Source organism: Streptosporangium lutulentum, assembly GCF_030811455.1.
In the GTDB taxonomy this organism is placed as follows: domain Bacteria; phylum Actinomycetota; class Actinomycetes; order Streptosporangiales; family Streptosporangiaceae; genus Streptosporangium; species Streptosporangium lutulentum.
Map to the genome: position 1 here is coordinate 5494521 of NZ_JAUSQU010000001.1, position 25701 is coordinate 5520221.

The 25701-nt window shown below is 68.9% G+C and carries 25 protein-coding genes; 15 read left to right on the forward strand and 10 right to left on the reverse strand.

What is annotated here, in order from left to right; all coding sequences use genetic code 11:
• Nucleotides 1–15 precede the first annotated feature (15 nt).
• The 4 genes from J2853_RS24390 to J2853_RS24405 all read left to right on the forward strand — a co-directional run bounded on the left by J2853_RS24390 (nt 16) and on the right by J2853_RS24405 (nt 3070).
• Nucleotides 16–345, forward strand: coding sequence for an ArsR/SmtB family transcription factor (locus J2853_RS24390; protein WP_307561709.1), 330 nt, complete (start codon nt 16–18; stop codon nt 343–345).
• Entirely contained in the window at nt 338–571 is a 234-nt protein-coding gene (locus J2853_RS24395) for a hypothetical protein (protein WP_307561711.1), read from the forward strand. The genes J2853_RS24390 and J2853_RS24395 overlap by 8 nt, the downstream gene beginning before the upstream one ends.
• A 229-nt stretch (nt 572–800) precedes the next feature.
• Entirely contained in the window at nt 801–1397 is a 597-nt protein-coding gene (locus J2853_RS24400; protein ID WP_307561713.1) for a DedA family protein, read from the forward strand.
• Between the two features lie 428 nt (nt 1398–1825).
• Nucleotides 1826–3070, forward strand: coding sequence for an RNA-guided endonuclease InsQ/TnpB family protein (locus tag J2853_RS24405; RefSeq protein WP_307561715.1), 1245 nt, complete (start codon nt 1826–1828; stop codon nt 3068–3070).
• A 251-nt stretch (nt 3071–3321) separates the two neighbouring features.
• Here J2853_RS24405 and J2853_RS24410 read toward each other — a convergent pair whose 3' ends face one another.
• Nucleotides 3322–3507 carry a tautomerase family protein gene (locus J2853_RS24410; protein WP_307561716.1) on the reverse strand — a complete coding sequence of 62 codons (186 nt, stop codon included), beginning with the start codon at nt 3505–3507 and terminating at the stop codon, nt 3322–3324.
• Nucleotides 3508–3578: 71 nt separating this feature from the next.
• Here J2853_RS24410 and J2853_RS24415 point away from each other — a divergent pair, with 71 nt between their 5' ends.
• Nucleotides 3579–4496, forward strand: coding sequence for a sugar kinase (locus tag J2853_RS24415; protein WP_307561718.1), 918 nt, complete (start codon nt 3579–3581; stop codon nt 4494–4496).
• A 202-nt stretch (nt 4497–4698) separates the two neighbouring features.
• Here J2853_RS24415 and J2853_RS47950 read toward each other — a convergent pair whose 3' ends face one another.
• Both J2853_RS47950 and J2853_RS24420 read right to left on the reverse strand, forming a co-directional pair.
• Entirely contained in the window at nt 4699–4881 is a 183-nt protein-coding gene (locus J2853_RS47950) for a zinc-binding dehydrogenase (RefSeq protein ID WP_370879327.1), read from the reverse strand.
• A gap of 439 nt (nt 4882–5320) precedes the next feature.
• The gene (locus tag J2853_RS24420; protein ID WP_307561720.1) at nt 5321–5755 is read right to left on the reverse strand and encodes a winged helix-turn-helix transcriptional regulator; all 435 of its coding nucleotides are present in this window, start codon (nt 5753–5755) and stop codon (nt 5321–5323) included.
• 105 nt (nt 5756–5860) lie between these two features.
• Here J2853_RS24420 and J2853_RS24425 point away from each other — a divergent pair, with 105 nt between their 5' ends.
• Both J2853_RS24425 and J2853_RS24430 read left to right on the forward strand, forming a co-directional pair.
• On the forward strand, nt 5861–6805 hold the full coding sequence (locus tag J2853_RS24425; RefSeq protein ID WP_307561722.1) for an NADP-dependent oxidoreductase: 945 nt from the start codon (nt 5861–5863) through the stop codon (nt 6803–6805).
• A 349-nt stretch (nt 6806–7154) separates the two neighbouring features.
• A complete protein-coding gene (locus J2853_RS24430; protein WP_307561724.1) occupies nt 7155–7400 on the forward strand; it encodes a hypothetical protein in 246 nt (81 codons plus the stop codon).
• A 1341-nt stretch (nt 7401–8741) separates the two neighbouring features.
• On the opposite strand, the gene J2853_RS24435 is transcribed toward J2853_RS24430, so the two are convergent.
• From J2853_RS24435 to kduI, 3 genes are read right to left on the reverse strand one after another with little or no spacing between them, the layout of a single operon-like run.
• Nucleotides 8742–9506, reverse strand: coding sequence for an IclR family transcriptional regulator (locus J2853_RS24435; protein ID WP_307561726.1), 765 nt, complete (start codon nt 9504–9506; stop codon nt 8742–8744).
• 17 nt (nt 9507–9523) lie between these two features.
• Nucleotides 9524–10261 carry an SDR family oxidoreductase gene (locus J2853_RS24440; protein ID WP_307561728.1) on the reverse strand — a complete coding sequence of 246 codons (738 nt, stop codon included), beginning with the start codon at nt 10259–10261 and terminating at the stop codon, nt 9524–9526.
• Nucleotides 10261–11073 carry a 5-dehydro-4-deoxy-D-glucuronate isomerase gene (gene kduI, locus J2853_RS24445; RefSeq protein WP_307561730.1) on the reverse strand — a complete coding sequence of 271 codons (813 nt, stop codon included), beginning with the start codon at nt 11071–11073 and terminating at the stop codon, nt 10261–10263. Before kduI ends, J2853_RS24440 begins: the two co-directional genes overlap by 1 nt.
• A gap of 532 nt (nt 11074–11605) precedes the next feature.
• Between kduI and J2853_RS24450 the strand changes: the two genes are divergently transcribed.
• On the forward strand, nt 11606–12334 hold the full coding sequence (locus tag J2853_RS24450; RefSeq protein WP_307561731.1) for an FHA domain-containing protein: 729 nt from the start codon (nt 11606–11608) through the stop codon (nt 12332–12334).
• Here J2853_RS24450 and J2853_RS24455 read toward each other — a convergent pair whose 3' ends face one another.
• Nucleotides 12335–13795, reverse strand: coding sequence for a serine/threonine-protein kinase (locus tag J2853_RS24455; RefSeq protein ID WP_307561733.1), 1461 nt, complete (start codon nt 13793–13795; stop codon nt 12335–12337).
• A gap of 333 nt (nt 13796–14128) precedes the next feature.
• On the reverse strand, nt 14129–14950 hold the full coding sequence (locus J2853_RS24460; RefSeq protein WP_307561735.1) for an NAD-dependent epimerase/dehydratase family protein: 822 nt from the start codon (nt 14948–14950) through the stop codon (nt 14129–14131).
• 184 nt (nt 14951–15134) lie between these two features.
• On the opposite strand from J2853_RS24460, the gene J2853_RS24465 reads away from it, so the two are divergent.
• The 7 genes from J2853_RS24465 to J2853_RS24495 all read left to right on the forward strand — a co-directional run bounded on the left by J2853_RS24465 (nt 15135) and on the right by J2853_RS24495 (nt 22748).
• Nucleotides 15135–16439 (forward strand): sugar ABC transporter substrate-binding protein, encoded by a 1305-nt coding sequence (locus J2853_RS24465; protein ID WP_307561737.1) that lies wholly within the window; start codon nt 15135–15137, stop codon nt 16437–16439.
• Nucleotides 16436–17350 carry a carbohydrate ABC transporter permease gene (locus J2853_RS24470; protein ID WP_307561739.1) on the forward strand — a complete coding sequence of 305 codons (915 nt, stop codon included), beginning with the start codon at nt 16436–16438 and terminating at the stop codon, nt 17348–17350. The genes J2853_RS24465 and J2853_RS24470 overlap by 4 nt, the downstream gene beginning before the upstream one ends.
• On the forward strand, nt 17347–18207 hold the full coding sequence (locus tag J2853_RS24475; RefSeq protein ID WP_307561741.1) for a carbohydrate ABC transporter permease: 861 nt from the start codon (nt 17347–17349) through the stop codon (nt 18205–18207). The genes J2853_RS24470 and J2853_RS24475 overlap by 4 nt, the downstream gene beginning before the upstream one ends.
• A 168-nt stretch (nt 18208–18375) precedes the next feature.
• Nucleotides 18376–19167 (forward strand): IclR family transcriptional regulator, encoded by a 792-nt coding sequence (locus J2853_RS24480; RefSeq protein ID WP_307561743.1) that lies wholly within the window; start codon nt 18376–18378, stop codon nt 19165–19167.
• A gap of 163 nt (nt 19168–19330) precedes the next feature.
• Entirely contained in the window at nt 19331–20236 is a 906-nt protein-coding gene (locus J2853_RS24485) for a 5-dehydro-4-deoxyglucarate dehydratase (RefSeq protein ID WP_307568798.1), read from the forward strand.
• 55 nt (nt 20237–20291) lie between these two features.
• Nucleotides 20292–21548 carry a glucarate dehydratase family protein gene (locus J2853_RS24490; protein ID WP_307561746.1) on the forward strand — a complete coding sequence of 419 codons (1257 nt, stop codon included), beginning with the start codon at nt 20292–20294 and terminating at the stop codon, nt 21546–21548.
• Between the two features lie 102 nt (nt 21549–21650).
• Complete coding sequence (locus tag J2853_RS24495) at nt 21651–22748, forward strand: hypothetical protein (RefSeq protein ID WP_307561747.1); 1098 nt, start codon at nt 21651–21653, stop codon at nt 22746–22748.
• An 88-nt stretch (nt 22749–22836) separates the two neighbouring features.
• Here the strand turns inward: J2853_RS24495 and J2853_RS24500 are convergent, their stop codons facing one another.
• Entirely contained in the window at nt 22837–24522 is a 1686-nt protein-coding gene (locus J2853_RS24500) for a ribonuclease J (RefSeq protein WP_307561749.1), read from the reverse strand.
• A 174-nt stretch (nt 24523–24696) separates the two neighbouring features.
• Nucleotides 24697–25623, reverse strand: a complete 927-nt coding sequence (dapA, locus tag J2853_RS24505) for a 4-hydroxy-tetrahydrodipicolinate synthase (protein WP_307561751.1) — start codon at nt 25621–25623, stop codon at nt 24697–24699.
• Between the last annotated feature and the right edge of the window lie 78 nt (nt 25624–25701).

Here is a 25701-nt window from a genome sequence, read left to right on the forward strand (position 1 = left end):
TGAAAGGTCGAGGTGGTGAGCAAGCCGAACGACGTCAGCGGTGACGCGCTCCTTGCTGCGCTCTCCGCTCTGTCGAACCCCCACCGGCTGCGGGTGATCGCGGTCCTGGCCGGCGGCAGGCAGTACGTCAGCCAGTTGGCAAGGGAGATGAACATGAGCAGACCGCTCCTCACCGTGCATCTACGCAAATTGGAGGCGGCGGGACTGGTGAACGGATCACTTGAGCTTTCGGAGGATGGAAAGGCGATGAAGTTCTACGAACTGGCGCGGTTCGCGTTCGTGCTGACGCCGCAGACCGTGGCCGAGGCCGCGAAGACCCTGTCGGGCGGTGACGGCGATGTTTGACAACCTCTTCGCCCTCGTGATCGTCGTCATCGTCTTGATCTTCCTCGCCGTGGTGACGAAGCAGGCCCTGACGACCTACCGCGTCAAGGTCGAGTCCTCCAAGGACCAGAGCTACCGGATGCTGGCGCAGGAGGCCGTCATGGCCCAGCTCCGCGCGGCCGAGGAACTGTCCGAGCTCCGCGCCCGCCTCACCGAGGTGGAGCGGTTGCTGAAAGAGATCGACTGAACGAACGTGGGCCGCCGAGCGGCAACTCGACGACCCACGACGGGATCCCTTTTCACCCGGCCGGCAAGCCGGGGTCACGTACCAGGCACGACTCGCGGCCGAGCACCAACTCACATCACCGCGGAACCCGTGCTGACCAGTACCTACGTCCCCTGGAAGGACAGCACACCGTGTACTCGTCACGCAAGTCACGCCGCCCGCGTCCCGGCGGCGCGCGGTGATCTCACCGTTGAGCGTCGTCGACACCCTGGCCGCACAGTCGCTCGCGGTCGTCGCGCTCACCACGTTCCTGTTCATGGTGACCGAGACCTCGCTCTTCGTCGGCCTCCTCGTCCCCGGCGACGTCGCGGTGCTGGTCTCGGGCACCACCGCCGGATCGGTCGCCGAGTACGCCGCACTGGTCGCCGCGGCCGCCTCGGGGGCGATGCTGGGCGAGACGATCGGCTACCTGCTGGGCCGCCGGTTCGGCTCGCGGATCAGGAGCTCACGGCTCGGCACGAGGCTCGGCGAGGACCGCTGGGCCCACGCCGAGCGGCTCGCGAGCGGCCAGAACACCGGATGGGCGCTGGTGACCGGCCGGTTCGTCCCGCTGCTGCACTCCATCGTGCCGATCGTCTCCGGAACCCTGAGGATGCCCTACCTGCGGTTCATCACCTGGGAGGCCGCCGCCTGCGCGGTGTGGGCGGCGACCTACGTCGCGATCGGCTCGCTGGTCGGCGGCGCCTTCCACGACCACGGCGGCCGGATCGGCTACGCCGTCTCGGCCGCGCTCGTGCTCGTCATCCTGACCGTGGCCACCGTGGGCAGGAAGGTGCGGGCCCGATGAGCTCGCCCCTTCCCCGCCCCGGGACCACGCTCGCCCGCGCACTGTAGAGCGAGATCCTCACCCCCCGGAACAGTCCGGACGCATCCGCCTTCCGGTCCGTCCGCTATGACGGAAAGCGTATTCCGTCCCATGTATTGACATTCCGTTTCATGTAATAGAACCTCCCACCAGCAGGGCGCGGGACAAGCCGCCCAAGGGACATGGCGACCTGTTCACCGGGCCGCACACGACACTCTTCCTCGCCCCGCCGTTCATCAAGACCTTCGAGCGCCACTGCGGCATGTGAAACCTGGCCCAGCGCTACCAGAATGCGGGCCGGCACTCTGGCCGTCAGGCTGGAGGTGAAAGCCCGCGCGGGAACGCCCGGCAGGGCGTGATCGTTTCTTGGTTTGCATATTTTCGAACTGGCAATCGGATACGGTCATCACGTGCAGCTTCGTTACAACTACCGTATGTACCCGAACGCGTCCCAGCGCCAAGCACTGGCCCGCGCGTTCGGGTGCGCGCGCACCGTGTTCAATGACGGGCTGCGCGCACGGATCGACGCCCACGAACAAGGCCTGCCATACCTCTCCGACGGAGACTTGTCCAAACGGGTCATCACCCAGGCGAAGCTGACCCCGCAACGCTCCTGGCTGGGTGAGGTATCAGCCGTGGTGTTGCAGCAGGCGCTCGCCGACCTGAACACCGCCTACCGCAACTTTTTCTCCTCCCTGTCCGGGAAACGCAAGGGCCCGAAGGTCGCCCCGCCCCGGTTCAAGTCCCGTAAAGACACCCGGCAGGCAGTCCGTTTCACGAAAAACGCCCGATTCGCCGTAACCACAGCCGGGAAGCTGCGCCTGCCGAAGATCGGAGACGTGGACGTCCGCTGGTCACGTTCTCTGCCCTCGGACCCGTCGTCGGTCACCGTCGTCAAAGACGCAGTGGGCCGATACTTCGCCTCGTTCGTCGTCGAAACCACCGACGAGCCGTTACCGACCTCACCGAACGCGGTGGGCATCGATTTGGGGCTCACGCATTTCGCGGTCCTGTCCGACGGCCGGAAGGTCGCGAACCCGCGGTTTTTGCGGCGGGCGGCGAAAAAGCTCCGTAAGGCGCAGAAAGCACTGTCTCGTGCCCTGCCGGGTTCGGCGAACCGTAAGAAGGCCACCCTCAAGGTCGCCAGGGCGCACGCCCGCGTGAGCGACATGCGCAACGACTGGGCGCACCAGCTCTCCACCACGATCATCCGCGAGAACCAAGCGGTGTACGTGGAAGACCTTGCCGTGTCCGCTCTGGGGCGTACGAAGATGGCGAGGTCGGTGCATGACGCCGCATGGTCGCGGTTCGTGACCATGCTGGAGTACAAAGCCGTCCGGCACGGGCGGACCTTCGCGAAAATCGGGCGGTGGTTTCCGTCATCGAGGCTGTGCTCGGCGTGCGGGATCATCGCCGCGTCGATGCCGTTGCAGGTCCGTGAGTGGACCTGCTCGTGCGGCGCCATCCATGACCGGGACGTCAACGCCGCTATCAACATCAAGACCGAGGGCGCTCGGATTGTCGCCGCTGGACGGAAACCCGCCGCTGGGACGCGGCGGGAGGCGGAGACATTAAACGCCTGTGGAGACCGGGTAAGACCACTGCCCGCGGTGGCTCAGGTCGAGGAAGCAGGAAGCCGCAGAGGTGCCGCGTGATTACGCGGCACGGGCTGGATCCCCGGTCTTCAGACCGGGGAGCGCGTCAAATGGCCTCTCCCTCGGGCTCTGCGGCGAAGCGCTCGGCCCTGCTGTCGAGCGCGCTGTAGCTGATCTGGCTGCTGACGCTGTTCATCCCGATGTTCACCGCGCCGCTCATCATGCCGGGCCTTGCGAATACCGAGGAGGCCTACATACGGGAAGTCGAGAAAGGGAAGGGGCCGGGGTTCACCCGGCCCCTTCCCTCGTGCCTATTTATCGGATTCCAGGATGCCGCCGTTGGCCACGTCGGACTTCTCGATCTCCCAGAAGACGATGCGCACCGACTCGCGACGGGCCTTCAGGATGTCCACGGCGGCGTCGGTCAGCGCGGCGACGAACTCGCGGCGCTGGTCGGGCGTCCGGCCGGACAGAAGTTCCACGGTGATGTTCGGCATACTGAATCCTCCAGGCCCATAATGTTGCATAACATAAGACCACATTCCATTACATGAAACAAGGAGTCGTCATGGACGTGGTCGTACTGGGCGAGCCGCTTGTGGAGTTCTCCGCGGACCACGCCCTGACCGAGGCCCGGACGTTCCACCTGTCCTTCTCCGGCGACGCGCTCAACGCCTCGGTGGCCGCCGCCGCGCAGGGGGCGCGCGTGGCGCTGGTGACCCGGGTGGGGACCGACGAGTTCGGCGAGCGCCTGATCCACTTCGCCGACGGGCACGGCGTGGACTCCCGGTGGATGACCAGGGGCGAGGGCTCGACGGGAGCCTACGTGATCGGCGCGGACCCGTCGGGTGAGCGCGCCTTCGTCTACCTCCGGCACGGCAGCGCCGCCTCCCGCATGGGACCCCAGGACGTGGACCGTTCTCCCGTGGCCACCGCCCGCGTGGTCCTGCTCAGCGGCATCGCCGCCGCGATCTCCGACTCCTGCGCGCAGGCCGTACGGCACGCGGCCGCGGCCGCCTCCGGGCGGATCGTCTACGACCCCAACTTCCGCTCCCGCCTCACCACCGCGGAGGACGCCGCCTCCGTGCTGCGCGACGTCGCCCCGCACTCCGCCCTCGTCAAGATCTCCTGTCCGGGCGACAGCGGTCCCCTCCTCGGTCTCACCGACCCCTACGAGGTCGCCCGAGCCTGCCTGCGCCTGGGAGCCTCGGCCGTCGCCGTCACCCTCGGGGAGAACGGCGTGCTGCTGGCGGAGGGCGGGGGCGAACCGGTGCCGATCCCCGCCTTCCGCGCGGAGCTCATCGTCGATCAGACGGGCGCGGGGGACGTCCTGGCGGGGACGGCCTGCGCCTTCCTGTCACGGGGCTCGTCACCGGCCGACGCCATCCGGGCGGGCATGGCCGCCTCGGCCATCAGCCTCTCGGGCCGGGGAGGCACCGGACGGCAGGCGACGCCCCAGGAGATCGAGAACCTGCTGCGGTCATGACCCCACGGCTGAGGCCGGGGGCTTGCAGTTCCTCGCCGCTCATCGGGTGTGAGGGTTCAGGGCGCGTGCCCGCATGACAACAGCCCAGCCCGCAACGCCGCGCGAGCGGCCGGTTCCACTGCCGGCACCTGCTCGCCGAAGCACCGTCGAGTGGGGCGGCCTGCATGTGTCGGTCGTAGAGTCGGGAACGTCTGAAACCTCATCAGGGCACGAACACGAGGCGGCCGCGTACTCCGCCCTCGGCGAAATGAACATGGGCCTTGGCGACCTCGTCCAAAGGGTACGTACCGGCAACACGGGTGATGAGGACGCCCTGGTCGACCAGAGCCGCGAGCTGATGTCCCTCAGGCAGTACGCCTCGGGCCCGCACGAAGGGAAGAGGCATTCAGCACGCGACCCCTGCCGCATACCGTCGTGAGACCGCCATGCCTTTGGGGAGGATTGGTACGGATTTCGACGTCGTCGTAACGGTTTCTGCCATCTTCGACGAAGGTGACTCTGTGCACGAATGCACGCGAGAGCAGTTGCCTGCACGCTTGCACTGAGCTGGCGTGCGGGTGGGGAAGCGGCTCGAGCTGAAGCAATCTCATGGGCGGACTCGCGCACGATGCGACCGAGCCGCAAGCGGGTGGTGGTGTCACACCGCCCGGTTGAGCGGTGTGGCTTTCGCGTCGTAGCTTTCGCGGTGACTTTACCGCCTTGGTCAGCCCCGCACCGGATGCCATCGCCAAAGCGCCCCGCGGGTGCTGCTGGTCGGGACGACCGGCGGCGGCCCGGGCGGCGGAACCGCTGATACCGAACGGTGACCACGATCCGGCAAGGGGTCAGGACGCGACCGGCATCGCCGGAAGAGGCTCGGGTTCGGCGGTGGCCCGGGCGTCGAACGCCTCGCGGGTGGCGAGGATCTCCGGGACGTGGGTCACCGACCACTCGGTGATCGCGGTGGTCAGCCGTCCGGCCTCGACGCCCAGGTCGGTCAGCGCGTACTCCACGCGGGGCGGGACGGTGGGATAGACCGTACGGCGGATCAGGCCGTCTCGTTCCAGCGCGCGCAGCGTCTGGGTCAGCATCTTCTGCGTGATGCCGTCGAGGAGCCGGCGGAGCTCGTTGAAGCGCATCGGCCCCTTCTGACGCCGTAGTGCCGCCAGAACATACAGCGTCCACTTGTTGGCGAGCACCTCGATGACGGTGCGCGACGGGCAGTCGCGGCGGTAGTTGGCGGTCCAGTGATCGGGGGCTCGCCCCGAGGTAGTACCCATGAGGTACCTAGATATCAAAAAGGTGCCTTCTTCACAAGAGGTACCTGCCCCTATCAGCATGGACATCACGATCAGACAGTCGTCATCTCGTGAAAGGAGCATGCAATGACCAGCTACATGCGCGCCGTGAGCCAACGGACCTTTGGAGGCCCGGAGGTGCTTGAGGTCATCGAGACCGAACGGGCGGAGCCAGGGCCGGGCGAGATACTGGTACGGGTCCGGGCGGCCGGGGTGAATCCCGCCGACTGGAAGACTCGTTCCGGGCTCTTGCGGAGGTTCGGCGAATCGCCGTTCACGCTGGGCCTGGACCTGTCCGGGGTGGTGGAGACGGTCGGAGAGGGGGCGACGCGATTCCGGCCCGGCGACGCGGTGTTCGGGACCGCGTTCCCGCCCCGGGGCTCCCACGCCGAGTACGCGGTCATACCGGAGGAGCGGCTCGCCGCCGTGCCATCGGGTCTCGACCACGTGCACGCCGCGGCGTTGCCGACCGCTGGGCTCGCCGCCTGGCAGTCGCTCGTCCACGTCGCCTCCGTGACCACGGGACAGCGCGTGCTGGTTCACGCGGCGGCCGGCGGGATCGGCCACCTCGCCGTGCAGATCGCCAAGGCGCGCGGTGCGTACGTGATCGGTACGGCCCGCGCGGGCAAGCACGCGTTCCTGCGCGATCTGGGCGCCGACGAGATCATTGACTACACGCAGATCGACTTCGCCGAGGCCGTACGGGACATCGACGTCGTGCTGGACCCAATCTCCGGAGACTACGGACCTCGTTCGCTGGACACGCTCGCGCCGGGCGGGACGCTCATCGACGTGCGCGGCACCGGCTCCGACCGCCACGCCGTACGGGAGCTGGCCGAGGCGCGTGGCCTGCGGTTCGTCGAGTTCGGCTTCACCCCGTCGGGAGCCGATCTGGAGAGCATCGCCGCGCTGGTGGAACGCGGCGGTCTGCGGGTGGTGGTCGAGGAGGTACTGCCCATGGGGGAAGTGGCCAAGGCCCATGAGCTCAGCGAGACCGGTCGGGTCAAGGGCAAAATCGTGCTGACCATGTAAGAAATAAGCTCTGGGTTTCCGAGTGCCTCCCCAGGTCGCCCAGCCCCAGGGCCAGGGCGTTTTTTCGTGTAGAGCGCGTTGGCCTGACAGTTGAGGGGATCTCGGGATCGGTGAGGCTTCTCCCTCGTTGCTGAGGTTTTTGTAGCGGTGGTGAAGCCGAGGAGTCGCGTGCCGGCCCCGGTCGAGGACGGCTCGGTCCGGTGCCGAGTGTCGCCCTGACAGAGAACGCCTGCTCACGCGGGGATGGGCTCTGTACACCAGCTCAGGCGCCCCAGCCGCTCGCGAGGCCGGGGCGGCCGCCGTCGTCTGCCCTGGGCACTGCCCGGTGCTGCTCGTCGTGGGGTTCCACGTGACCTCTGTCCATTCGATGGTCGGCGCCCTGCGCATCCACGTCGGCCTGGCCGAGATCAACGGTGACCGCCGAGCCGATTATCTGGTCCACGATGACCGGGGAGGCGTCAAGGCGTGGTTCAACAACGACGCGTCCGGTCCGGGCTCGGCTGGAGCTGCGCCCGGCACGACCAACCCCATGCAGAACGACCCTCAGCCGCCCCCGCCCGGAGGGCTGCCGCTCTGCGTGGCCGACCGCTGCTGACCTGAATCGCTTTCAGAACGTGAGACATGGCGTCCGCGCCAGGCCTGGCCGCCCTGCCGCTACGAGGCAGAGCACCCTTGGACTGTGTGCGGTGACCAGGCCGCAATGAGGTCGAGGCGAGGTCGCAGCGCTGTCGGCGGCGGTGCGGGCGAGCGCGAGGTGAGGGCACCGGCCCTCAGGCCGAGCGGCGGCTCGCGTTGCCGGACGGGTGGCGGTCGCGGAGCCTGGGCTGCGCGCGGACGGCCGACGCCATTGGTGCTTGGTCCATGCAACCTTCCTGGCGATCTTCCCTAAATGCCGACAGGGCCCCGGCGCCATGATGCGCCGGGGCCCACGAGGTTCAACACCATCTACCGGCCCTCAGGGCCGATCTGTCTGTTCCGCATTGGCCGCCCGATGGGAGCGGGGATGCGGGGATCGCGTATGCGTGACCGTAGACCACCTTCCGATCCATGGGACTGCGGTACCCGTGCGGCGAACATCAGCCGACAACGGGCGATCCTGATGGCGTTCAACACTCCTTTCACTCTGTGCCGGCGCTACTTCTTCAACCTCATGCATCACTACTTACAACAGCTGCGCCGTCCACGGCCGGAACCCTTCACCTACTAACGGTCCTGGCACGTCCGACGTTGGTACTCGTTACTCGTTCACTGTTGTTGCTGTGGCAGCGCGTCCACGGCCGGGACCCTTCAATCGCTCGGTCCTGGCACGTCCGACCTTCTGCCCTCTTCACTTTCACTGCGTCGTCTTTGTCATCCGGCTATCCACGCTCGTCCGGGCAGTTCGTCGTGATGCCTACGTCCTGCTCTGCCCTCGTGGATCCGTTCCTTGCGATGTCAGAAACTCTACCCCCACCCACCACAGATGTCTACTTCAGCCACTACAGATTTTTGGTGCTGAGACATAAAGGGTTGAGTCTTCACGCCGTCGGGAGCAGCTCGGCGACGGCGGGTTCGACGCTGTCGCGCAGCTCGAAGTGGGGGCCGGCAGGCCGGTACGTTGCAGCAGCTCAGTGGCTTCGAACTGGTCTGTCTGGCCGTGGCTTGGTCCCTGCTCGGCTACTACTCCGAGGCTCGCCGGCTGCGCTACGCGAACAAGCATCTGACCGGCATGCTCCCCTGCCTGCCGCAGCGAGCGGGCTACAACAAGCGGCTCCGCGCGTCCTTTCGTTTGGTGAAGTCCGAGGGCTCCTGGCGAAGGCCCGCTGAACCGGCGAGAGATCCGGCCACCCTGTCGAACCAACGAGGAGCCACATCCTGCCCCGCACCGACGGTTTCGGACGAGGCTGGGAATTTTCCCGCATCAGCGGTCGCGGACGAGGCCGGGAATCCATCCTCGTTAGCGGTTGAGGACGGGGTCGGGGGCGCCGAGCGCGAGGGAGACCTCGCGGGCGGCGGCGACGACCTCGGGCGCGAACCGCTCGAGGTCCTCCATGCTCATGTCCATCGCGAGACCGGAGATGGAGATGCCGCCGAGCACCTGACCGGTGTGGTCGAAGACCGGGGCCGCGACGCAGAGGATGCCGGGGAGGTTCTCCTCGTCGTCCAGCGCGTAGCCTCGGGCGCGCACGTCCACCAGGTGGGCCAGCAGGTCCTCCACGGTCGTCAGCGTGTTGGGGGCCGCGGAGGGCAGGCCCGTGCGGGCGACGATGGAGCGGATCTCCTCGGCCCCGAGCTCGGCGAGGACCGCCTTGCCGATCGCGGTGCTGTGCAGGCGCAGGCTCATCCCGACGCGCGAGGGCATCTGGTACGGCCGGCGCCCCTCAAGCTTGTCGACGTAGACCGCCTCGTCGCCGCTGCGGACCGCGAAGTGCGTGGTGTAGCCGATCCGGTCGTGCAGGGCGCGCAGCGCCTGGGAGGCCTGGCGTGCCGGGTCGAACCGGTTCATGACACGGCCCGCCAGCGTGAGGATCCGGGGGCCCGGCTCGTAGCCCCCGCTCCCGTCGGTCCGTGCGAACCCCCACTCGACGAGCGACTGGAGGATGCGGTGGACGGTCGACTTGGACACCCCCGTCGCCGCGGCGATGTCCGTCACGCGGTGGTGCTCGGCGATCGCCTCCAGCACCGCCAGCGCCTTGTCGATGGAACTGCCTTCCCTGACCACGATCGTGAGCCTACTGGTCAGCGCGCCAGCCAGCCTCCGTCAACCGCCAGCAGATGACCGTTGACGTAGTCGGAGGCGCTGGACGCCAGGAAGACGGCGGCGCCCACGAGATCCTCCGGCTCCCCCCAGCGGCCCGCGGGGATGCGGGCCCTTATCTTGGGTTCCCGCTCCGGATCGGCTCGCAGCCGCTCGGTGTTGCCGGTCCTGATGTAGCCGGGGGCGATCGCGTTGACCTGGACCCCGGAGGCCGCCCACTCGCAGGCCAGCGCCCGGGTGAGTCCCGCGACGGCGTGCTTGGCCGCGGTGTAGCCGGCAACGTTGACGCCTCCCTGGAAGGACAGCATGGAGGCGATCATGATGATCTTCCCCGAGCCCTGGGCCAGCATCCGCGCCCCGATGACCTGGCTGAGCAGGAAGACCGCGTCGAGGTTGACGTCGAGCACTTCTCGGAAGGCGGCGTAGGGATGCTCGGCCGCCGGGGCCCTGCCTATGATCCCGGCGTTGTTGACCAGCACGTCGATCCGGCCCAGGCGCTCCGCCGCCTCGGGGATGCGCCCGGGGTCCGACAGGTCGAGGATCCACCGGGAGACCCGCCGGCCGGCCTTTCGCACCTCGGCCTCGACCTCGTCCAGGTCGTCGTCGCGTCCGTGCAGGACCAGATCGGCCCCCGCCGCCGCCAGGCCCACCGCGAGAGCCCGCCCGATCCCGGTCCGCGCGCCGGTGACGAGCGCGGTCCTGCCCTCAAGGGAGAACATCAGCGCATCTCACCGATCGCGACCTGCTCCATGTCCTCGAAGGCCTGGTTCTCCCCGCCCATGGCCCAGACGAAGGAGTAGTTCGACGTGCCGAAGCCGCAGTGCACCGACCAGGGGGGCGAGACCACCGCCTGACGATCGGCGACCACCAGGTTCCGGGTCTCGTCGGGCCGTCCCATCAGGTGGATCACCCGGTGCTCCGCCGGCAGGTCGAAGTAGAGGTAGACCTCGGTCCTGCGCTCGTGCGTGTGGCAGGGCATGGTGTTCCACATGCTGCCGGGCTCCAGCACGGTCACGCCGAGCACGAGTTGGCAGCTCTGGATGCCCTTGGCGTGGATGTATTTGTAGATCGTGCGGTCGTTGGACCCCTCCTGGCCGCCCAGCCGCACGGGCTCGGCGTCCTCCAGCCCGGCCTTGGCCGTCGGACGATCGGCGTGCGCGGGAGTGGAGACCAGGTAGAACGCGCCGTCCTCGAAGACGACCTCGCGGGCCCCGCGGCCGACGTACAGGCACTCCCTGTGCTCCAGCCGGTACGGCGTGCCGTCCACGGTGACCACGCCCGCCCCGCCCACATTGACCATGCCGAGCTCGCGCCGCTCAAGGAAGTACGCGGACCTGAGCGGATCGGGACAGTGCAGTGTCAGCGGCCCGTTCTCGGGCAGCGCGCCGCCGACCACGATGCGATCCTCGTGGGAGTAGAGCAGGCGGACCTCCCCGGACACGAAGAGCTGCTCGGCCAGGAACCGGCCTCGCAGCCATTCGGTCGTCGCGCCGGGAATCTGGTCGGGCGCCGTGGCGTGCCGTACCTCCATCGACCCTCCATTGTTCTATTACATGAAATAACAAGCTGCTACATAGAACAATGTGAGCATACAGCGGCACCCCTTCCGGCGCATCTCACGAAGGCTCCCGCGCACCTCACAAAAAACGGAGGCCCGGACGGCGTCCAGCCGTCCGGGCCTCCGTGCGCGCTCTCGTCGCCGACCGGGGCCGGACCCCGGGCCCGCCAGCTCGCGGGTCCGGGGTACGGGGTCCTGGGTCCGGGGCTCCTCGTCCCGCCGGGCGGGCGGGACGAGTCGCACCGCCTCCGACGGCGGCTGGTCGCCCACGTGGACCAGCCGCCGGTTCGGCCCGGGAGGACTCCCCCGCCCTCCCGGCCCGTGGCGGTGGTGGCGCCGGCCACCACTCTTTGTCCGTGCCGTTCTTCCCGGCTCATGGCGAGCGGCATCCATTCACGCTCTAATACACTTAAGCCACCAAAAATCGTCACAGACAATGACATCGTTCGGCATAAGCTGAGGTTCTGGGAACCTAGAAGGTTCCAGGGTGGGGGGAGGCGCGGTAATGCGGACGATCCTCCTTCAAGCCGAGACGCCAGGCGCGGGACCGGCCGTCGTCGAGCTTTCTCCAGGCCGCGAGGTCACTTTCGGGCGTGGGGCGGAGAACGCTCCCGTCGACTTCCCGCTGGACCATCCGGGAGTCTCCAGGCGGGCCGGGGTCATCCGGGCCGTGGAGGACTACTGGCTGCTCACCAACCTCAGCCGCGACGCGACCCTGGCCGTGGAGAACCCCGAGGGCGGCGGAGAGTTCCTCAAGGTGGCCCCGGGGCGGGTGGCGGCGCCCATACCGTTCGAGTTCGCCCGCGTGGTGCTCCCCGTCGCGACCGGCCCCTGCTCCTTCCTGGTCTTCGCCTCACAGCACAGCTTCGTCGACTTCGACGCGCCCGAGGCCGCGGCGGCCGGCGAGCCGACGATCTCGGGGTTTCCCGTGGACGAGTCGGCGAAGTACTTCCTCGTGCTGGTCGCGCTCTGCGAACCACGCCTGCGCGACTGCTCGTCCTCGGTCATCCCGACGGTGCCGGAGGTGCTGGAACGGCTGCGCGGAGTTCCGGGCGGCGCGGAGCTGACCCGGGCCGCGGTCAACTTCCACATCGACTACCTGGCGCGCACGAAACTCCGCGTCAAACCGCTGTCCGGCGCGCGCAAGGCGGACTGGCAACGCGCCGCACTGGTCTCCATCGCGCTGCGCTTCGATCTCGTGAGAGAGGAACACCTGAAGCTGCTGGCCCCGTGATCACGGCTCGTAGGCGGCCCGGTGCGTCCGCACCCGCTCGACGTAGGCCCGAAAGCGCGCGGGGACGCCCATCGCCTCGCGGATCACGTCGTCGGAGGAGCGGAAGGCCGCGGCCCCCAGCAGCCCGGGGTCCCCGGGCACCCCGGCCAGCAGCGGCAACCGTACGCACAGGTAGCGGCCGACCGCGGGGATGCTGACCTCGGGCGACAGCGGCGGGGTGGGGACGACGTCCTGATGTTCGGGAGGCAGGTAGTACCTCAGCACCGACGGGGTCCAGCGCGCGATGCCGTACTCGTCCTTGGCGACGTCGGACAGGTTCGGGTCGAAGTCGCTCTCCGTCTTCAGCATCCCGGCGATCAGCGCCGGGCTCAGGCCCGGCTCGTCGCACCTCGTCCCGGCTTCGACGATCAACGCGCGGTACTCCGGGGGGATGTCGGAGCCGGTGCGCAGCCATCGGCCGAACGGATCGGCCAGGGACGGCGCGACCGTCCCGGCCCCCGAGACGGCGCCCAGCACCAGAAAGGCCATGAGCGTCGCCCCCGCCGTCCGCCAGTGCGTTCGCCGGGGCGGAGCCTCGACCTCCCCGGCCAGCATCCGCGCCCGGTAGAGCTGACGGCCCGCGCCGGGCCGGGACCTCGGGTTCGGCGCCAGGCAGTCGCTCACCCAGGAACGCCAGGCCTCGGGCAGTGAGGCCGGGAGCGTCAGAGGCCGCTCGCCCTCCGCGTACTCGGTGGCGGCCACGTAGCGCGCGCGAGCGGTCGGGGCGTCGAAAGGAAGGTGGCCGGTGAGCAGCTGGCAGGCCGTCACGCCCAGCGCCCAGATGTCGGCCGAGGTCCATACCGCGTAGCCCCGTTCGCTCAACGGCTCACCCCAGCGCTCCGGGGGCACGTGGTCCGCCGACCCCGCCGGGGGAAGGTATCCGTGGGTGCCGTCGATCTCGGTGGTCAGGCCGAAGTCCGCGAGCCGCACCGAACCGTCGGCCATCATGAGCACGTTGTTCGGCTTGAGGTCCCCGTGCACCCACCCCGCGGCGTGCATGTGCGCCAGTCCCTCGCAGATCTCGGCGATCAGTCTCTGCGCGCCGGGAACCGGGGTCCCTTTTCGGATCAGGTCGGCCAGCGACCGTTCCGCCTGATCCATCACCAGGACGCACGCGCCGTCGAGCTCGGGATTCTCGGCGTCGTCGACGACGAGCGTCTCCCGCAGCCGGATCAGGCGAGGGTGCTGGAGGCTGCGGTGCAGGCGTATCTCCCGCTGCGCCATGTCCTGGAGGTGCCGCAGCTGCCGTCGTGTGACGGTACCGGTGGCCAGGAACTTCAACGCCGAGCGAGCCGTGTCCTCCCCCTCTCGCCGTCCCTCGTAAACGCTCGCCCAGCTCCCCGTGGCGATGGGCCTGCCGACCTGCCAGTCACCGACGCGGTACCCCCGGGGGACACTGACCGCCCATCCCTCGGTGCCCATCGACCTTCCTTCCACCGTCTGAGAACAACCAAAATATGACTGCTTAAAGATATTTATGGTTGTTTACACCAGATAATCGGGCCTAGACAATCGAACAGTCAGTTTCTTGTCCATCCAGCCGAAACTCCCCTTTCCCGCACAGCCGAAGTCCGGGCCCGGGAATCCCGCAATGGCGGTCGCGTCCCAGAAATTCGGAAAAATAGATATTTGTCCGATTCGGCATGCGCGCCGTTCGACCGGGGTCGCACAGACCCGTGTGGCACCTGCCCTCAACGGACATCCGGATAAGTCCGGCGACCGTGCCAGGCCCCCGGCCGCGCGCCGTTCGCCGGATCACCAGACGCCACCGAGTTCGCGGGTGCAGAAGACGCCGCCGACAAGGGCGTGGACGGGGTCGGCGGGATCGGGTTCGCCGTGATCGGCGATGAGAGAGGATGCATACGACTCGGCGTCGTCCTCGGGGTGGTAGCCGATGGCCCGGCCCTCCTCCAGCGACCACCAGCGGCGGGTGTTGGCCGAGACGCCCCACACCACGTGGAAACCGCCTGCGACGAGGGACGCCTCCACCAGCCGGGCGCCGTCGCCGGGCGAGAGCCAGGTCGACAGCGCGCGGGTGTCGACCGGGCGCGCGGCGCAGGAGCCCAGCCGCATCACCACGACGTTCATGCCGAACCGGTCGTGGTAGAGACTGCCGAGCGCCTCGGCGGCGACCTTGCTGACGCCGTAGAAGGTGTCGGGCCTGGGAAACAGGTAGTCCGGCGCACTGTCCTCGGCCTCGGCGTCCGACGGCCGCGCCGCGTCCGGCGTGCGGGGGTGGAAACCGACCGCGTGGTGGCTGCCGGCCAGCACGACCTGCCGGACCCCTGCCCGGCGGGCCGCCTCAAGCAGCACGTAGGTGCCGTGGACGTTCACGTGGAGGGTGTCCGCCCACGGGCGCTCGCGGCTGAGCCCGCCCAGGTGGACCACCGCCTGCACGTCCTCCATCGCCGCCCGGACGGCGGCCTCGTCGGTCAGGTCGGCCGTGACGGCCTCCTCCCCCGGCCCGGGGTCGATCGAAACGAGGTCGAGCAGGCGCAGCACCCGGCCCGGCCGCGCGAGGCGGGGTCGGAGCATGGTGCCGACGATCCCGGCGGCACCTGTCACGAGAACACGCATGGTCATCCCCTCGGTCGTGCTTGACGTCGTCGCTCATCATCCACAGATCCGGATGATATTCACATCCATGTACATCATTCGGTGAGCCAAAGCGTTGACTGTGATCTGCCTCACTAGTTACCTTCTGCTGGACAAGTGCCACATCCACATAAGTTGTCCACATATGTGAACAGGAGGCGGTCTGATGTCACGTCGTCTACTCGGACTCGCGGTTGCCGTGGCCATGACCATCGGATCGGCAGGCTGCTCGTCGGCGCAGAGCTCCGACGAGGGGCTGGAGATCTGGATCCGCCAGGTCCCCGCCTCCGACTCGGCGAAGACCGCCGACAAGCTGGCGGCGGCGTTCACGAAGGCCACCGGGATCAAGGCGAAGGTCGTCGCCCTCTTCGACGACTTCGAGACCAAGCTGCAGCAGCAGGCCGCGCAGAAGAAGCTTCCCGACATCGTCATCAACGACACCGCGCAACTGGGTAACATGCAGCAGCAGGGCTGGCTGCGCGAGGTCGACAAGGCCAAGCTGGCCGGTGCGGACAAGATCTCGGAGCAGGCGTGGAAGGCGGCGCAGGCCGGTGACGGCAAGTTCTACGGGACGCCCTTCTCCGCCCAGGCGTTCGCGCTGATCGTCCGCTCGGACTGGCGGAAGAAGGTCGGCCAGGAGGTCCCCCAGAGCTGGGACGACCTCGCCAAGCTGGCCAAGGCGTTCACCGACGACGACCCGGACGGCAACGGCGCCAAGGACACCTCGGGCTTTGTCGTCCCCGCGACCACCACACGCGGGTACGCGTCCTGGTACGCCTCATCGCTGATCTACGCCAACGGCGGCGAGTTCCTCAGGCCCACCGGCGGGGGCAAGTTCGCGCCGGGGATGGCCGACCCGAAGGCCGTCGAGGCCGTGAAGTGGCTGCAGGACCAGTTCTGCACCGCGAAGACGGTCAACCCGGGCGCGGTCAGCAACGACACCACCGTCACGCACGAGGTGTTCGAGAAGGGCCAGGGCGGCATCTACCTGGTCGGACCCTACGTGCTGGCCCGGTTCGTGACCAACATCGGAACCGACAAGATCGAGGTCATCCCGGTTCCCAAGGGCCCGTCCGGCGGTCCCGGCACCCTCGGCGAGGGCGAGAACGTCTACATGATGGCCGGCTCCGGCGACGAGGCCGGACAGCAGAGGTTCGTGGAGTTCGCGGTCTCCCCCGAGGGCCAGCGGGTCGGCATGAACGGCGACGCCCCCGGTCCCATCGTCCGCCTGCCGATCAACAGCGGGGTGGACCTCGCCGCCGAACGGAAGGACCCGCGCTGGAAGGTCTTCCAGGACGCCTACAAGGACGCCAGGTACAGCCAGCCGGTGCCCAACTGGACGCCGTTCCGGCAGATCTCCGCCGACGCGATCAACGCGGTCTGGGCCGACTGTTCCGCCGACGTCGCGGCGGCGATGACCGCGCTCGACGGCAAGTTCACCCAGGAACTGCGGACCCAGCAAGCCTCATGACCACGCCTCTTCCATCCCCCGGACCGGCGCCCCGCTCCCTGCCGGGGCGCCGGTCCGGGACACTGACCGCCTGGCTCTTCCTCGCCCCCGCGCTGCTGCTGTTCCTCTACTTCAAGTTCATCCCCATGTTCGAGGGCCTGCGGATGAGCTTCTTCGAGGTTCGCCCGTATCTCGGCGACGAGTGGGTGGGCACGGACAACTACCGCACCATCCTGGCCGACAGCGCGTTCGTCAGCGCCATGTGGCACAGCACGCTGCTGGCGCTGGGGACCACGGTCGGCTCACTCGTCCTGGGCCTGCTGCTCGCTCTTCTCATCGAGGGCAAGGCCCGGTATCTGTGGTTCGTCAGGACCGCGGCGTTCCTGCCCGTGGTGACGACGATGGCCGCGGTCGCCGAGGTCTGGCGGATCATGTATCACCCGGGCGACACGGGAATGATCAATACCATCATCGGGTGGCTGGGCATCGGCCCGCAACCGTTCCTGGCCAGCGAGGACTCCTCCCTGCTTTCGATCATGGGAATGGGCATCTGGCGCGGCACGCCGTACGACATGATGATCTTCCTTGCCGGGCTGGTCGGGGTGGACCGAACGCTGTACGAGGCCGCGGCGGTGGACGGCGCGTCCACCTGGCGGCGGCTGCGGCACGTGACGCTGCCGGCGCTGCGCCCGGTGTTCTGGATCCTGTTCACCCTGGCCGCCATCCGGGGCCTGAGGGTGTTCGTCGAGGTCTACGTCCTCACCAACGGCGGGCCCGACGGCTCCAGCGAGGTGCTGATGACACTGATCTACAAGCTCGGCCTGCAACGAGGCGACCTCGGGGTCGCGGCCGCGGGATCGATCGTGCTGTTCGTCGCCACGCTGCTGCTGACCGTCCTGGTCCAGTTCCTGCGCAGGAGGCAGCCGAGATGAGATTCGACAGCGCGCTCGGCCTGGAGGCCAGGCGCGGACCGCTCGCGACCATCGCGAAGATCGTGCTCTACGGGGGCATGGTCATCGTCTTCACCGGGCCGCTGGTGGGGCTGCTGGTCAGCGCCTTCGGCGAGACGCTCGACCCGACCGGCTTCTCGATAGTGCCGGACGGCTTCACCCTGGAGAACTTCTTCCGGGCGGGCGAGATGGGCGTCTACGGCTATCTGCTCAACTCCTTCGTGGTGGTCGGGTTCGGGCTGCTGCTGCAGATGCTGGTCAGCGTCTTCGCCGCCTACTCTCTGGCGCGCAAGAAGTTCAGGGGCATGTCGATCGTGCTGCTGATCATGCTGGCCACGATGATGCTCCCCGAGGAGGTCATCATCATCCCGCTCTCGGTGGTGCTGGCCGACGTGCCACCCTTCCATCTCGACCTGATCGGCTCCTACGCGGGGATGATCCTCCCGGTCGGCGCCTGGGGGTTCTCCATCCTGGTCATGACCGAGTTCATGAAGGAGGTGCCGGTCGAGCTGGAGGAGGCCGCGCACATCGACGGGGCGGGCGAGCTGCGCACGTTCTTCACCATCATCCTGCCGCTGTGCAGGCCCGCGCTCGGCGTGATCGGGGTGTTCGGCTTCACGATGATCTGGGACCAGTATCTGCTCCCGCTGATCGTGGCCACGGAGTCGAGCCAGTGGACGCTGCCGATCGCCCTGCGCTCGCTGCGTTCGGACGAGGACTCCGGCATCGGCGTGCTGCTCGCGGCGTCCCTGCTGGCACTGCTGCCGTCGATCATCGCGTTCCTGCTCTTCCAGCGGCAGTTCATGCGCGGCCTGACCAGCGGCGCCATCAAGGGTTAGGGAGCCTCATGCGTCTGCCCGTGCACCGGCCCGCGCCCCCGTCCGCACGCCTCCTCGCCTCCTCGCCCCCGCCCGGCTTCTCCCTCACCCGCCCGTTCGTGCTTCCGTTCGCACATCCGCCCATGCGCCTGTCCATGTATATGGATGCCATCCAATATCCTGACAGCTATGGCAAACGTCCACGCAGATGGGACTCAGATGGAGCCGTCGCTGGTCAAGTCCGCGGAACGAGCGGTCCGAATCCTGGAGACCCTGGCGGCCTCACCGGTGAAGCTCAACCTGTCCGAGCTTCAACAGCGCGTCGGGTATCCGCGCAGCAGCCTGCACGCCCTGATGCGCACGCTCCTGGAGCTGAAGTGGATCGAGGCGGACGAGGTCCGCTCCGCGTACGGCATCGGCCCGCACGCGCTGCTCACCGGCACCGCCTACCTGGACAAGGACCCCGCGCTGCCGCTGGCGCAGGAGACCCTGGAGGATCTGCGTGCCGAACTCGGCCGCACGGTGCACTTCGCCCGTCGCGACGACGCGCACGTGCTCTACCTGGCCAGCCGCGAGTCCCGCGAGGCGCATCACGTCATCCCGCGGGTCGGACGGCGCCTTCCGGCCCACGTGACCGCGCTCGGCCAGGTCCTGCTGGCGGAGCTCACCGACGACGAGGTGGCCGCGGTGCTGCCCAGCCCCCTTTCCTCGATCACCGAGCACACGATCACCGACCTCGCCGCGCTCACCGCCGAACTCGACCGGGTGCGCACGCGCGGCTGGGCCTTCGAGTACGAGCAGGGCACCCCGGGTGTGGCCTGCGTGGCCAGCGCGGTCGACTACCGCATCCCCGCCACCGACGCGATCAGCTGTTCCATGCCCTCCGACCTGCCTGCCGGCGAGATCGAGAAGATCACCGAAGCGGTGGTCAGGCACACGCGCAAGCTCTCCGCCACGCTGCGCCGCGAGGGCATTCGCTGAGCTCCCTTCGCCGGGTGCCCTCACCCCCGGCCCTCCTCCGGCCTCCCCTCGCCGGACGACCTCTACCTCTCCCCACCGGGACCGGGCACGAGCGGCATCGGTCCTTCCCGTTTCCTCCCGGTGGGAGAAACCAGTGAACGACCGCGATGACAAGGGGTGGGACGTGCGTCTCAATGGTGTTCTCTTCTTTCCTGTGACGCCCTTCGGGGCCGACGGCGACGTGGCGGAGGAGGTGCTCGCCGAACACGTCGGCCAGGGGGTCGAGGCCGGGGCCGGAGGGGTCTTCACCGCGTGCGGCACCGGTGAGTTCCATGCCCTGAGCCTCGGCGAGTACGCCCGCGTCGTCTCCGTCACCGCCGCGACCGCCGGCGGCCGGGTGCCCGTGTTCGCCGGGGCGGGCGGCGCGCTGCCCTTCGCCCAGGCCTGCGCCGAGGCCGCCACCGCGAACGGCGCCGACGGCCTGCTGCTCCTGCCGCCCTACCTGGTCGGCGCCCCGCCCGAGGGCCTGGTCGACTACGTCCGCGAGGTGGCCGCCACCACCGACCTGCCGATCATCGTCTACCACCGGGGCAACGCCCGCTTCACCCCGGCCGCGGCGGCCGAGCTGGCGGACATGCCCGGCGTGATCGGCATCAAGGACGGGTTCGGCGACCTCGACCTCCTCCAGCGGATCATCCTGACCGTACGGCGGACGACGAGCCGCGAGTTCACCTTCTTCAACGGCCTGCCCACGGCCGAGATGACCGTCCCCGCCTACCGCGGCCTGGGCGTCACGCTCTACTCCAGCGCGGTGTTCTGCTTCGCCCCCGAGGTCGCGCTGACCTTCAACAAGGCCGTGACGAGCGGCGACGACGAGCTCGTCCAGCGGCTCCTCACCGACTTCTACCTGCCGCTGGTCGAGCTCCGCGACCTGGTCCCCGGATACGCCGTGGGCCTGGTCAAGGCCGGGGTACGGCTGCGCGGCCTCGACGTGGGCGGCGTCCGCGCCCCCCTCACCGACCCCACGCCGGAGCACCTCGCCCGGCTGGAACGCCTGATCGCGACCGGAACGGAGATCACGGGATGCTGATCCGGAGTCGTCTCCGGACGCCGGTCGAAAGACGCCGCCGAGTCCAGGAGACCGAATGCTGATCAAGGACATCCGGGTCACCCCCGTCGCCTTCCGTGACCCGCCCCTGCTCAACGCCGCCGGCGTGCACGAACCGTGGGCACTGCGCACGATCGTCGAGATCGTCACCGACGAGGGACTGACCGGCCTCGGTGAGACCTACGGAGACCTGGGTCACCTGGAGAAGGTCAGGGCCACGGCCCGCGAGCTGCTCGGGATGGACGTCCACTCCACCAACGCGATCTACGCGCGGGTGAGCGCCGCGGTCGGCGAGGCCGTCACCGACCTGCACGGGCTGACGGGCGTCGCGACCAGGGAGAAGAGCATCGACCGGGTCTTCTCCCCCTTCGAGGTGGCCTGCCTGGACATCCGGGGGAAGGCCATCGGCCGGCCGGTGTCGGACCTGCTCGGCGGGTCGGTCCGGTCCGCGGTGCCCTACAGCGCGTATCTGTTCTACAAGTGGGCCGGGCACCCCGGCGAGCCCGCGGATCGCTTCGGCGAGGCCCTGGACCCGGCGGGCCTCGTCGAGCAGGCCCGGCTGCTGATCGGCGAGTACGGCTTCCAGTCGATCAAACTCAAGGGCGGCGTGTTCCCGCCCGAGCAGGAGATCGAGGCCACCCTCGCGCTGCGCGACGCCTTTCCCGGCCTTCCTCTGCGCCTCGACCCGAACGCGATGTGGTCGGCGGAGACCTCCATCGAGGTGGGCCGGGCCCTGAGCGGGGTGCTGGAGTATCTGGAGGACCCGACCGGCGGCATCGACCACATGGCCGAGGTGGCCGCCGAAGTGCCGATGCCCCTGGCCACCAACATGTGCGTGGTCACCTTCGAACACCTGCCGCCCGCCATCCGGCGCGGCGCGATCGGGGTGCTGCTCTGCGACCACCACTACTGGGGTGGCCTGGTCCGCTCCACCCAGCTCGCCCGGCTGTGCGAGACGTTCGGCATCGAGCTGTCCATGCACTCCAACTCCCACCTCGGCATCAGCCTCGCCGCGATGACCCACCTCGCGTCGACGATCCCCAACCTCGGCCACTCCTGCGACACCCACACCCCCTGGCAGGACGGCCAGGACGTGGTCGCCCCCGGCGCCCTCCGCTTCGTCGACGGCGCCGTGCCGGTGCCCACCGGCCCCGGCCTGGGGATAGAACTGGACCGCGACGCGCTGGCCGTGATGCACGAGCAGTACCTCACGTGCGGCGTCACCGCCCGCGACGACACCTCCTACATGCGCCGTTTCGACCCGTCCTTCTCCGCGGCCCGGCCCCGCTGGTGAGCTCCTCCACTCCGTCCTTCTCCGCCGCCCGGGAGCGGCCCGGCGGCGGGACACCATCGGTATCACCGGCATCGCCGTACGGCGAACCTCCGAGGACACGACGTGAATGTGATCTACGCCTATCCCTGGGACGTCGTCGGTGACCCGGCCGCGCCCGCCCGGCTCGCGGCGCTCGGCGTGGACGCCGTCGCGCTGGCGGCCTCCTACCACTCGGTCCGGGCGGCCACCCCGTTCCACCCGGCGCATCGGCTCGTCGACGCGCGTGCCGCCTGCTACGTGCCGGTGCGCCCGTCGGCCTGGACCGGCCGGCTGGTCCCCGCCACCCCGTCGCGGACCTCGCCCGACGCCTTCGTCCAGGCCCGGGACCTGCTGCGGGCCGAGGGCCTGGCCGTGCACGCCTGGGTGGTGCTCACGCACAACTCCTCCCTCGGCTCGGCTCACCCCGACCTGACGGCCCGCAACGCCTTCGGCGACGCCTACCCCTACGCCCTCTGTCCCTCCCACCCCGAGGTCACCGGCTACTGCCGCACTCTCGTCAGGGAGATCGTCGAGCTGGGCGCCCCGGACGCGGTGATCCTGGAGGCGTGCGGCCCGATGGGCTTCCGCCACGGCGGCCTCCACGAGAAGACCGACGGCGCCGACTGGAGCCAGGTCCAGGCCGACCTGCTCTCCCTGTGTTTCTGCGCGGCCTGCGCGCGGCGGTATCCGCAGGGGCTCCCGCCGCGGGTGCGGGCCGGGGTGGACGGCTCTCCGGACTCGGTCGAGGACGCGCTGGGCGACCTGGCGCCCGCCGTACGAAAGGCGCGGACCGAGCTGGCCGGGGAGCTCCAGAGGCTGGTCGTCTCCGAGACGGGCGAGCTGCCGGTCACCCTGCACGCCAGCCCTGACCCCTGGGCGACGGGCTCGTTCGCCTGGGCCGGTCGCGGAGTTCCGATGCGGACGCTCGTGAGCAACTGCTGGGGCGACGTCGAGCCTTCCGCGGAGAAGCTGGCCCGCCTGCGCGCCCTCGCCCCACCCGGGACGCGTCTCGGGGCCTACGTGCTCGCGCTGCCCCCGCGCCCCGCCGATCCGGTCCGGATGCGCGAGGAGCTGGACCGCTACGCGAGCGCGGGCGCCGAGGAGTTCCACATCTATCACGGGGGCCTCGCCTCGGCCGGCCGCCTGCGCGCCGTCGCCGACGCCCTCGCCGCACGGCGGTGAGGACCCTCGGCTCCCCTGCCGTACGGCGGTTCCCATCACCGGCACCCTCGCCGTGCGGCGATGGGAACCGCCGCACGGCGGAAGGGTGTCAGACCTCGATCACCACGGGGACGATCATCGGGCGGCGGCGGTAGGTGTCGCTCACCCAGCGCCCGACGGTCCTGCGGACCACCCGGCGAACCTGCTGGACGTCCACCACCCCGTCGGCCGCGTTGTCCTGCAGCGCCCTCTCGACCTCCGGCAGGATCGCGTCGAACATCGACGGGTCGATGCCCGATCCCCTGGCGTGGATCTCCGGACCTCCGGCCAGCTTGCCGGTGGCGGAGTCGACCACGATGACGACGGAGATGAAGCCCTCCTCGCCCAGGATCCGGCGGTCCTTCAGGGCGAAGTCGGTGACGTCGCCCACCGAGGTGCCGTCCACGTAGACGTAACCGGCGGGGACCGAGCCCACGACCTTCGCGCGGCCGTCGTACAGATCCACCACGACGCCGTCCTCGGCGATCACGATGTGGTCGTCGGGCACCCCGGTCAGCGCGGCGAGCTTGGCGTGCGCCCGCATGTGCCGCCACTCGCCGTGCACCGGCATGAAGTTGGACGGCCGGGTCACGTTGAGCAGGTAGAGCAGCTCGCCCGCGGCCGCGTGGCCGGAGACGTGCACCTTCGCGTTGCCCTTGTGCACCACTCGGGCGCCCCAGCGGACCAGCCCGTTGATCACGTTGTTGACCGAGGTCTCGTTGCCGGGCACCAGCGAGGACGCCAGCAGCACGGTGTCGCCCTCGGCGATCCGGATCGGGTGGTCGCGGTTGGCCATGCGCGACAGCGCCGCCATCGGCTCACCCTGGGACCCGGTGCAGATGAGCACCAGATCCTCCGGCGGGTAGGACTCGAGGTCCTTGGGGTCGATGATCAGACCCGGCGGAACGGTCAGGTAACCGAGATCACGGGCGATGCCCATGTTGCGCACCATGGAGCGGCCGACCAGCGCGACCTTGCGGCCGTGGTGGTCGGCGGCGTCCATGACCTGCTGGACGCGGTGGACGTGGGAGGCGAAGCTCGCCACGATCACTCGCTTGGCCGCGGTGCGGATCACCTCGTCGATGACCGGAGCGATCTCCCGCTCACTGGTGACGAAGCCCGGCACCTCCGCGTTGGTCGAGTCCGCCATCAACAGGTCGACGCCCTCGGCTCCGAGCCTGGCGAACCCGCCCAGGTCGGTCAGCCGCCCGTCGCTGGGCAGCTGGTCCATCCGGAAGTCACCGGTGTGCAGCACGATGCCCGCGGGGGTCCTGATCGCGACGGCCAGAGCGTCCGGGATCGAGTGGTTGACCGCGAAGAACTCGCACTCGAACGGCCCGAACCGGTGCCGCTCTCCCTCGACGACCTCAAGCTTGGCCGGTTGGATGCGGTGCTCGGTGAGCTTCGCCTCGATCAGCGCGAGCGTCAGTCTCGACCCCACGAGCGGGATGTCGCGACGCTCACGGAGCAGGTACGGCACGGCGCCGATGTGATCCTCGTGTCCGTGGGTCAGCACCACGGCCTCGATGTCGTCCAGACGATTCCGGATGTATTCGAAGTCGGGCAGGATCAGATCGATACCGGGCTGGTCGGGCTCGGGGAACAGCACCCCGCAGTCGACGATCAGCAGGCGGCCGTCATACTCGAACACCGCCATGTTGCGGCCGATCTCACCGAGACCGCCCAGCGCGACGATGCGCAGCGCGCCCTCGGCCATCGCCGGCGGCGGCCCGAGTTCGGGGTGGGGGTGACTCATTCGGCCACACCTCTCTCATGCTTCTTACACGCTTCAGCGGACTCCCCGGACGACGGGACTGCTCCCTCGCCCAGCACTCCGTCCCCCAGCGGACCGTTATGTCCTCTGTCTCTCAAACTCCCGTTCCTCTCCACTGCGGCCGGCGAAGGCCGCACGTTCTTTCTCGTAACTTGCTTATGCACCAAATTCGTCGGACAGCTTCACGCCGCCCGCGATCAAGTCTTCGCGCAGTCGCGCCACCTGCTCCTCGGTGGCCTCCACCAGCGGCAGCCGCGACGGCCCCACAGGCTGTCCCACCAGGGACAACGCCGCCTTCGCCATGATCGCGCCACCGGCCTGCGTCATGATCCCGGAGATCACCGGAAGCAGCCTGCGATGGATGCCGAGCGCGCCCGAGACGTCTCCCGAGCGGTACAGCTCCATCATCGCCGCGATCTCGGCGCCCACAACGTGCCCGACCACGCTGACACACCCTGCGGCTCCGACCGAGAGCCACGGCAGGTTGAGCGTGTCGTCACCCGAATAGAAGACCAGTCCGGTGGCCGCCATCACCTGCGACCCTGCGAACAGGTCGGCCTTGGCGTCCTTCACCGCGATGATCCGCTCGTGGCGGGCAAGCCGTATGAGCGTCTCGGTCAGGATCGGCACGCCACTGCGGCCAGGAATGTCATAAAGCATAACCGGCAGGCCGGTGGCGTCCGCCACAGCGGTGAAGTGGCGGTAGAGGCCCTCCTGCGGCGGCTTGCTGTAGTAAGGCGTCACCAGCAGGAGACCGTGGGCTCCGGCGCGCTCGGCGGCCCTGGCCAACTCGACACTGTGATGGGTGTCGTTGCTGCCCGCCCCCGCCACGACCGCGGCGCGGTCGCCGACCGCTTCGACGACGGCGCGCAGGATGCGCTCCTTCTCGTCGTCGGAGGTCGTCGGGGACTCCCCTGTCGTGCCACTCACGATCAGGCCGTCGTTGCGCTGCTCGTCCACCAGGTAGGTGGCCAGGCGCTGCACTCCCTCGTAGTCGACCGCACCGTCACCGGTGAACGGTGTGACCATGGCGGTCAGCATGTGGCCGAAGGGGGCGTCGGAGGTTCGAATTGGCGCTGCCATAGACCGAACGCTACCTGGATCCATGGAAACGGTAGACCCCGCCACCCCGCCTAGCCTCCGTCCACCGATGGGTCAAAG

Excerpts from the sequence above, each read along its gene's own strand:
- J2853_RS24490 (WP_307561746.1), top strand. The coding sequence starts at position 20,292 with ATGCTGATCAAGGACATCCGGGTCACCCCCGTCGCCTTCCGTGACCCG.
- J2853_RS24455 (WP_307561733.1), bottom strand. The coding sequence starts at position 13,795 with ATGGGCACCGAGGGATGGGCGGTCAGTGTCCCCCGGGGGTACCGCGTC.
- J2853_RS47950 (WP_370879327.1), bottom strand. The coding sequence starts at position 4,881 with ATGCCTCTTCCCTTCGTGCGGGCCCGAGGCGTACTGCCTGAGGGACAT.
- J2853_RS24450 (WP_307561731.1), top strand. The coding sequence starts at position 11,606 with ATGCGGACGATCCTCCTTCAAGCCGAGACGCCAGGCGCGGGACCGGCC.
- J2853_RS24500 (WP_307561749.1), bottom strand. The coding sequence starts at position 24,522 with ATGAGTCACCCCCACCCCGAACTCGGGCCGCCGCCGGCGATGGCCGAG.
- J2853_RS24465 (WP_307561737.1), top strand. The coding sequence starts at position 15,135 with ATGTCACGTCGTCTACTCGGACTCGCGGTTGCCGTGGCCATGACCATC.
- J2853_RS24415 (WP_307561718.1), top strand. The coding sequence starts at position 3,579 with ATGGACGTGGTCGTACTGGGCGAGCCGCTTGTGGAGTTCTCCGCGGAC.
- J2853_RS24425 (WP_307561722.1), top strand. The coding sequence starts at position 5,861 with ATGACCAGCTACATGCGCGCCGTGAGCCAACGGACCTTTGGAGGCCCG.
- dapA (WP_307561751.1), bottom strand. The coding sequence starts at position 25,623 with ATGGCAGCGCCAATTCGAACCTCCGACGCCCCCTTCGGCCACATGCTG.
- J2853_RS24460 (WP_307561735.1), bottom strand. The coding sequence starts at position 14,950 with ATGCGTGTTCTCGTGACAGGTGCCGCCGGGATCGTCGGCACCATGCTC.
- J2853_RS24480 (WP_307561743.1), top strand. The coding sequence starts at position 18,376 with ATGGCAAACGTCCACGCAGATGGGACTCAGATGGAGCCGTCGCTGGTC.
- J2853_RS24475 (WP_307561741.1), top strand. The coding sequence starts at position 17,347 with ATGAGATTCGACAGCGCGCTCGGCCTGGAGGCCAGGCGCGGACCGCTC.
- J2853_RS24410 (WP_307561716.1), bottom strand. The coding sequence starts at position 3,507 with ATGCCGAACATCACCGTGGAACTTCTGTCCGGCCGGACGCCCGACCAG.
- kduI (WP_307561730.1), bottom strand. The coding sequence starts at position 11,073 with ATGGAGGTACGGCACGCCACGGCGCCCGACCAGATTCCCGGCGCGACG.
- J2853_RS24395 (WP_307561711.1), top strand. The coding sequence starts at position 338 with ATGTTTGACAACCTCTTCGCCCTCGTGATCGTCGTCATCGTCTTGATC.
- J2853_RS24420 (WP_307561720.1), bottom strand. The coding sequence starts at position 5,755 with ATGGGTACTACCTCGGGGCGAGCCCCCGATCACTGGACCGCCAACTAC.
- J2853_RS24440 (WP_307561728.1), bottom strand. The coding sequence starts at position 10,261 with ATGTTCTCCCTTGAGGGCAGGACCGCGCTCGTCACCGGCGCGCGGACC.
- J2853_RS24470 (WP_307561739.1), top strand. The coding sequence starts at position 16,436 with ATGACCACGCCTCTTCCATCCCCCGGACCGGCGCCCCGCTCCCTGCCG.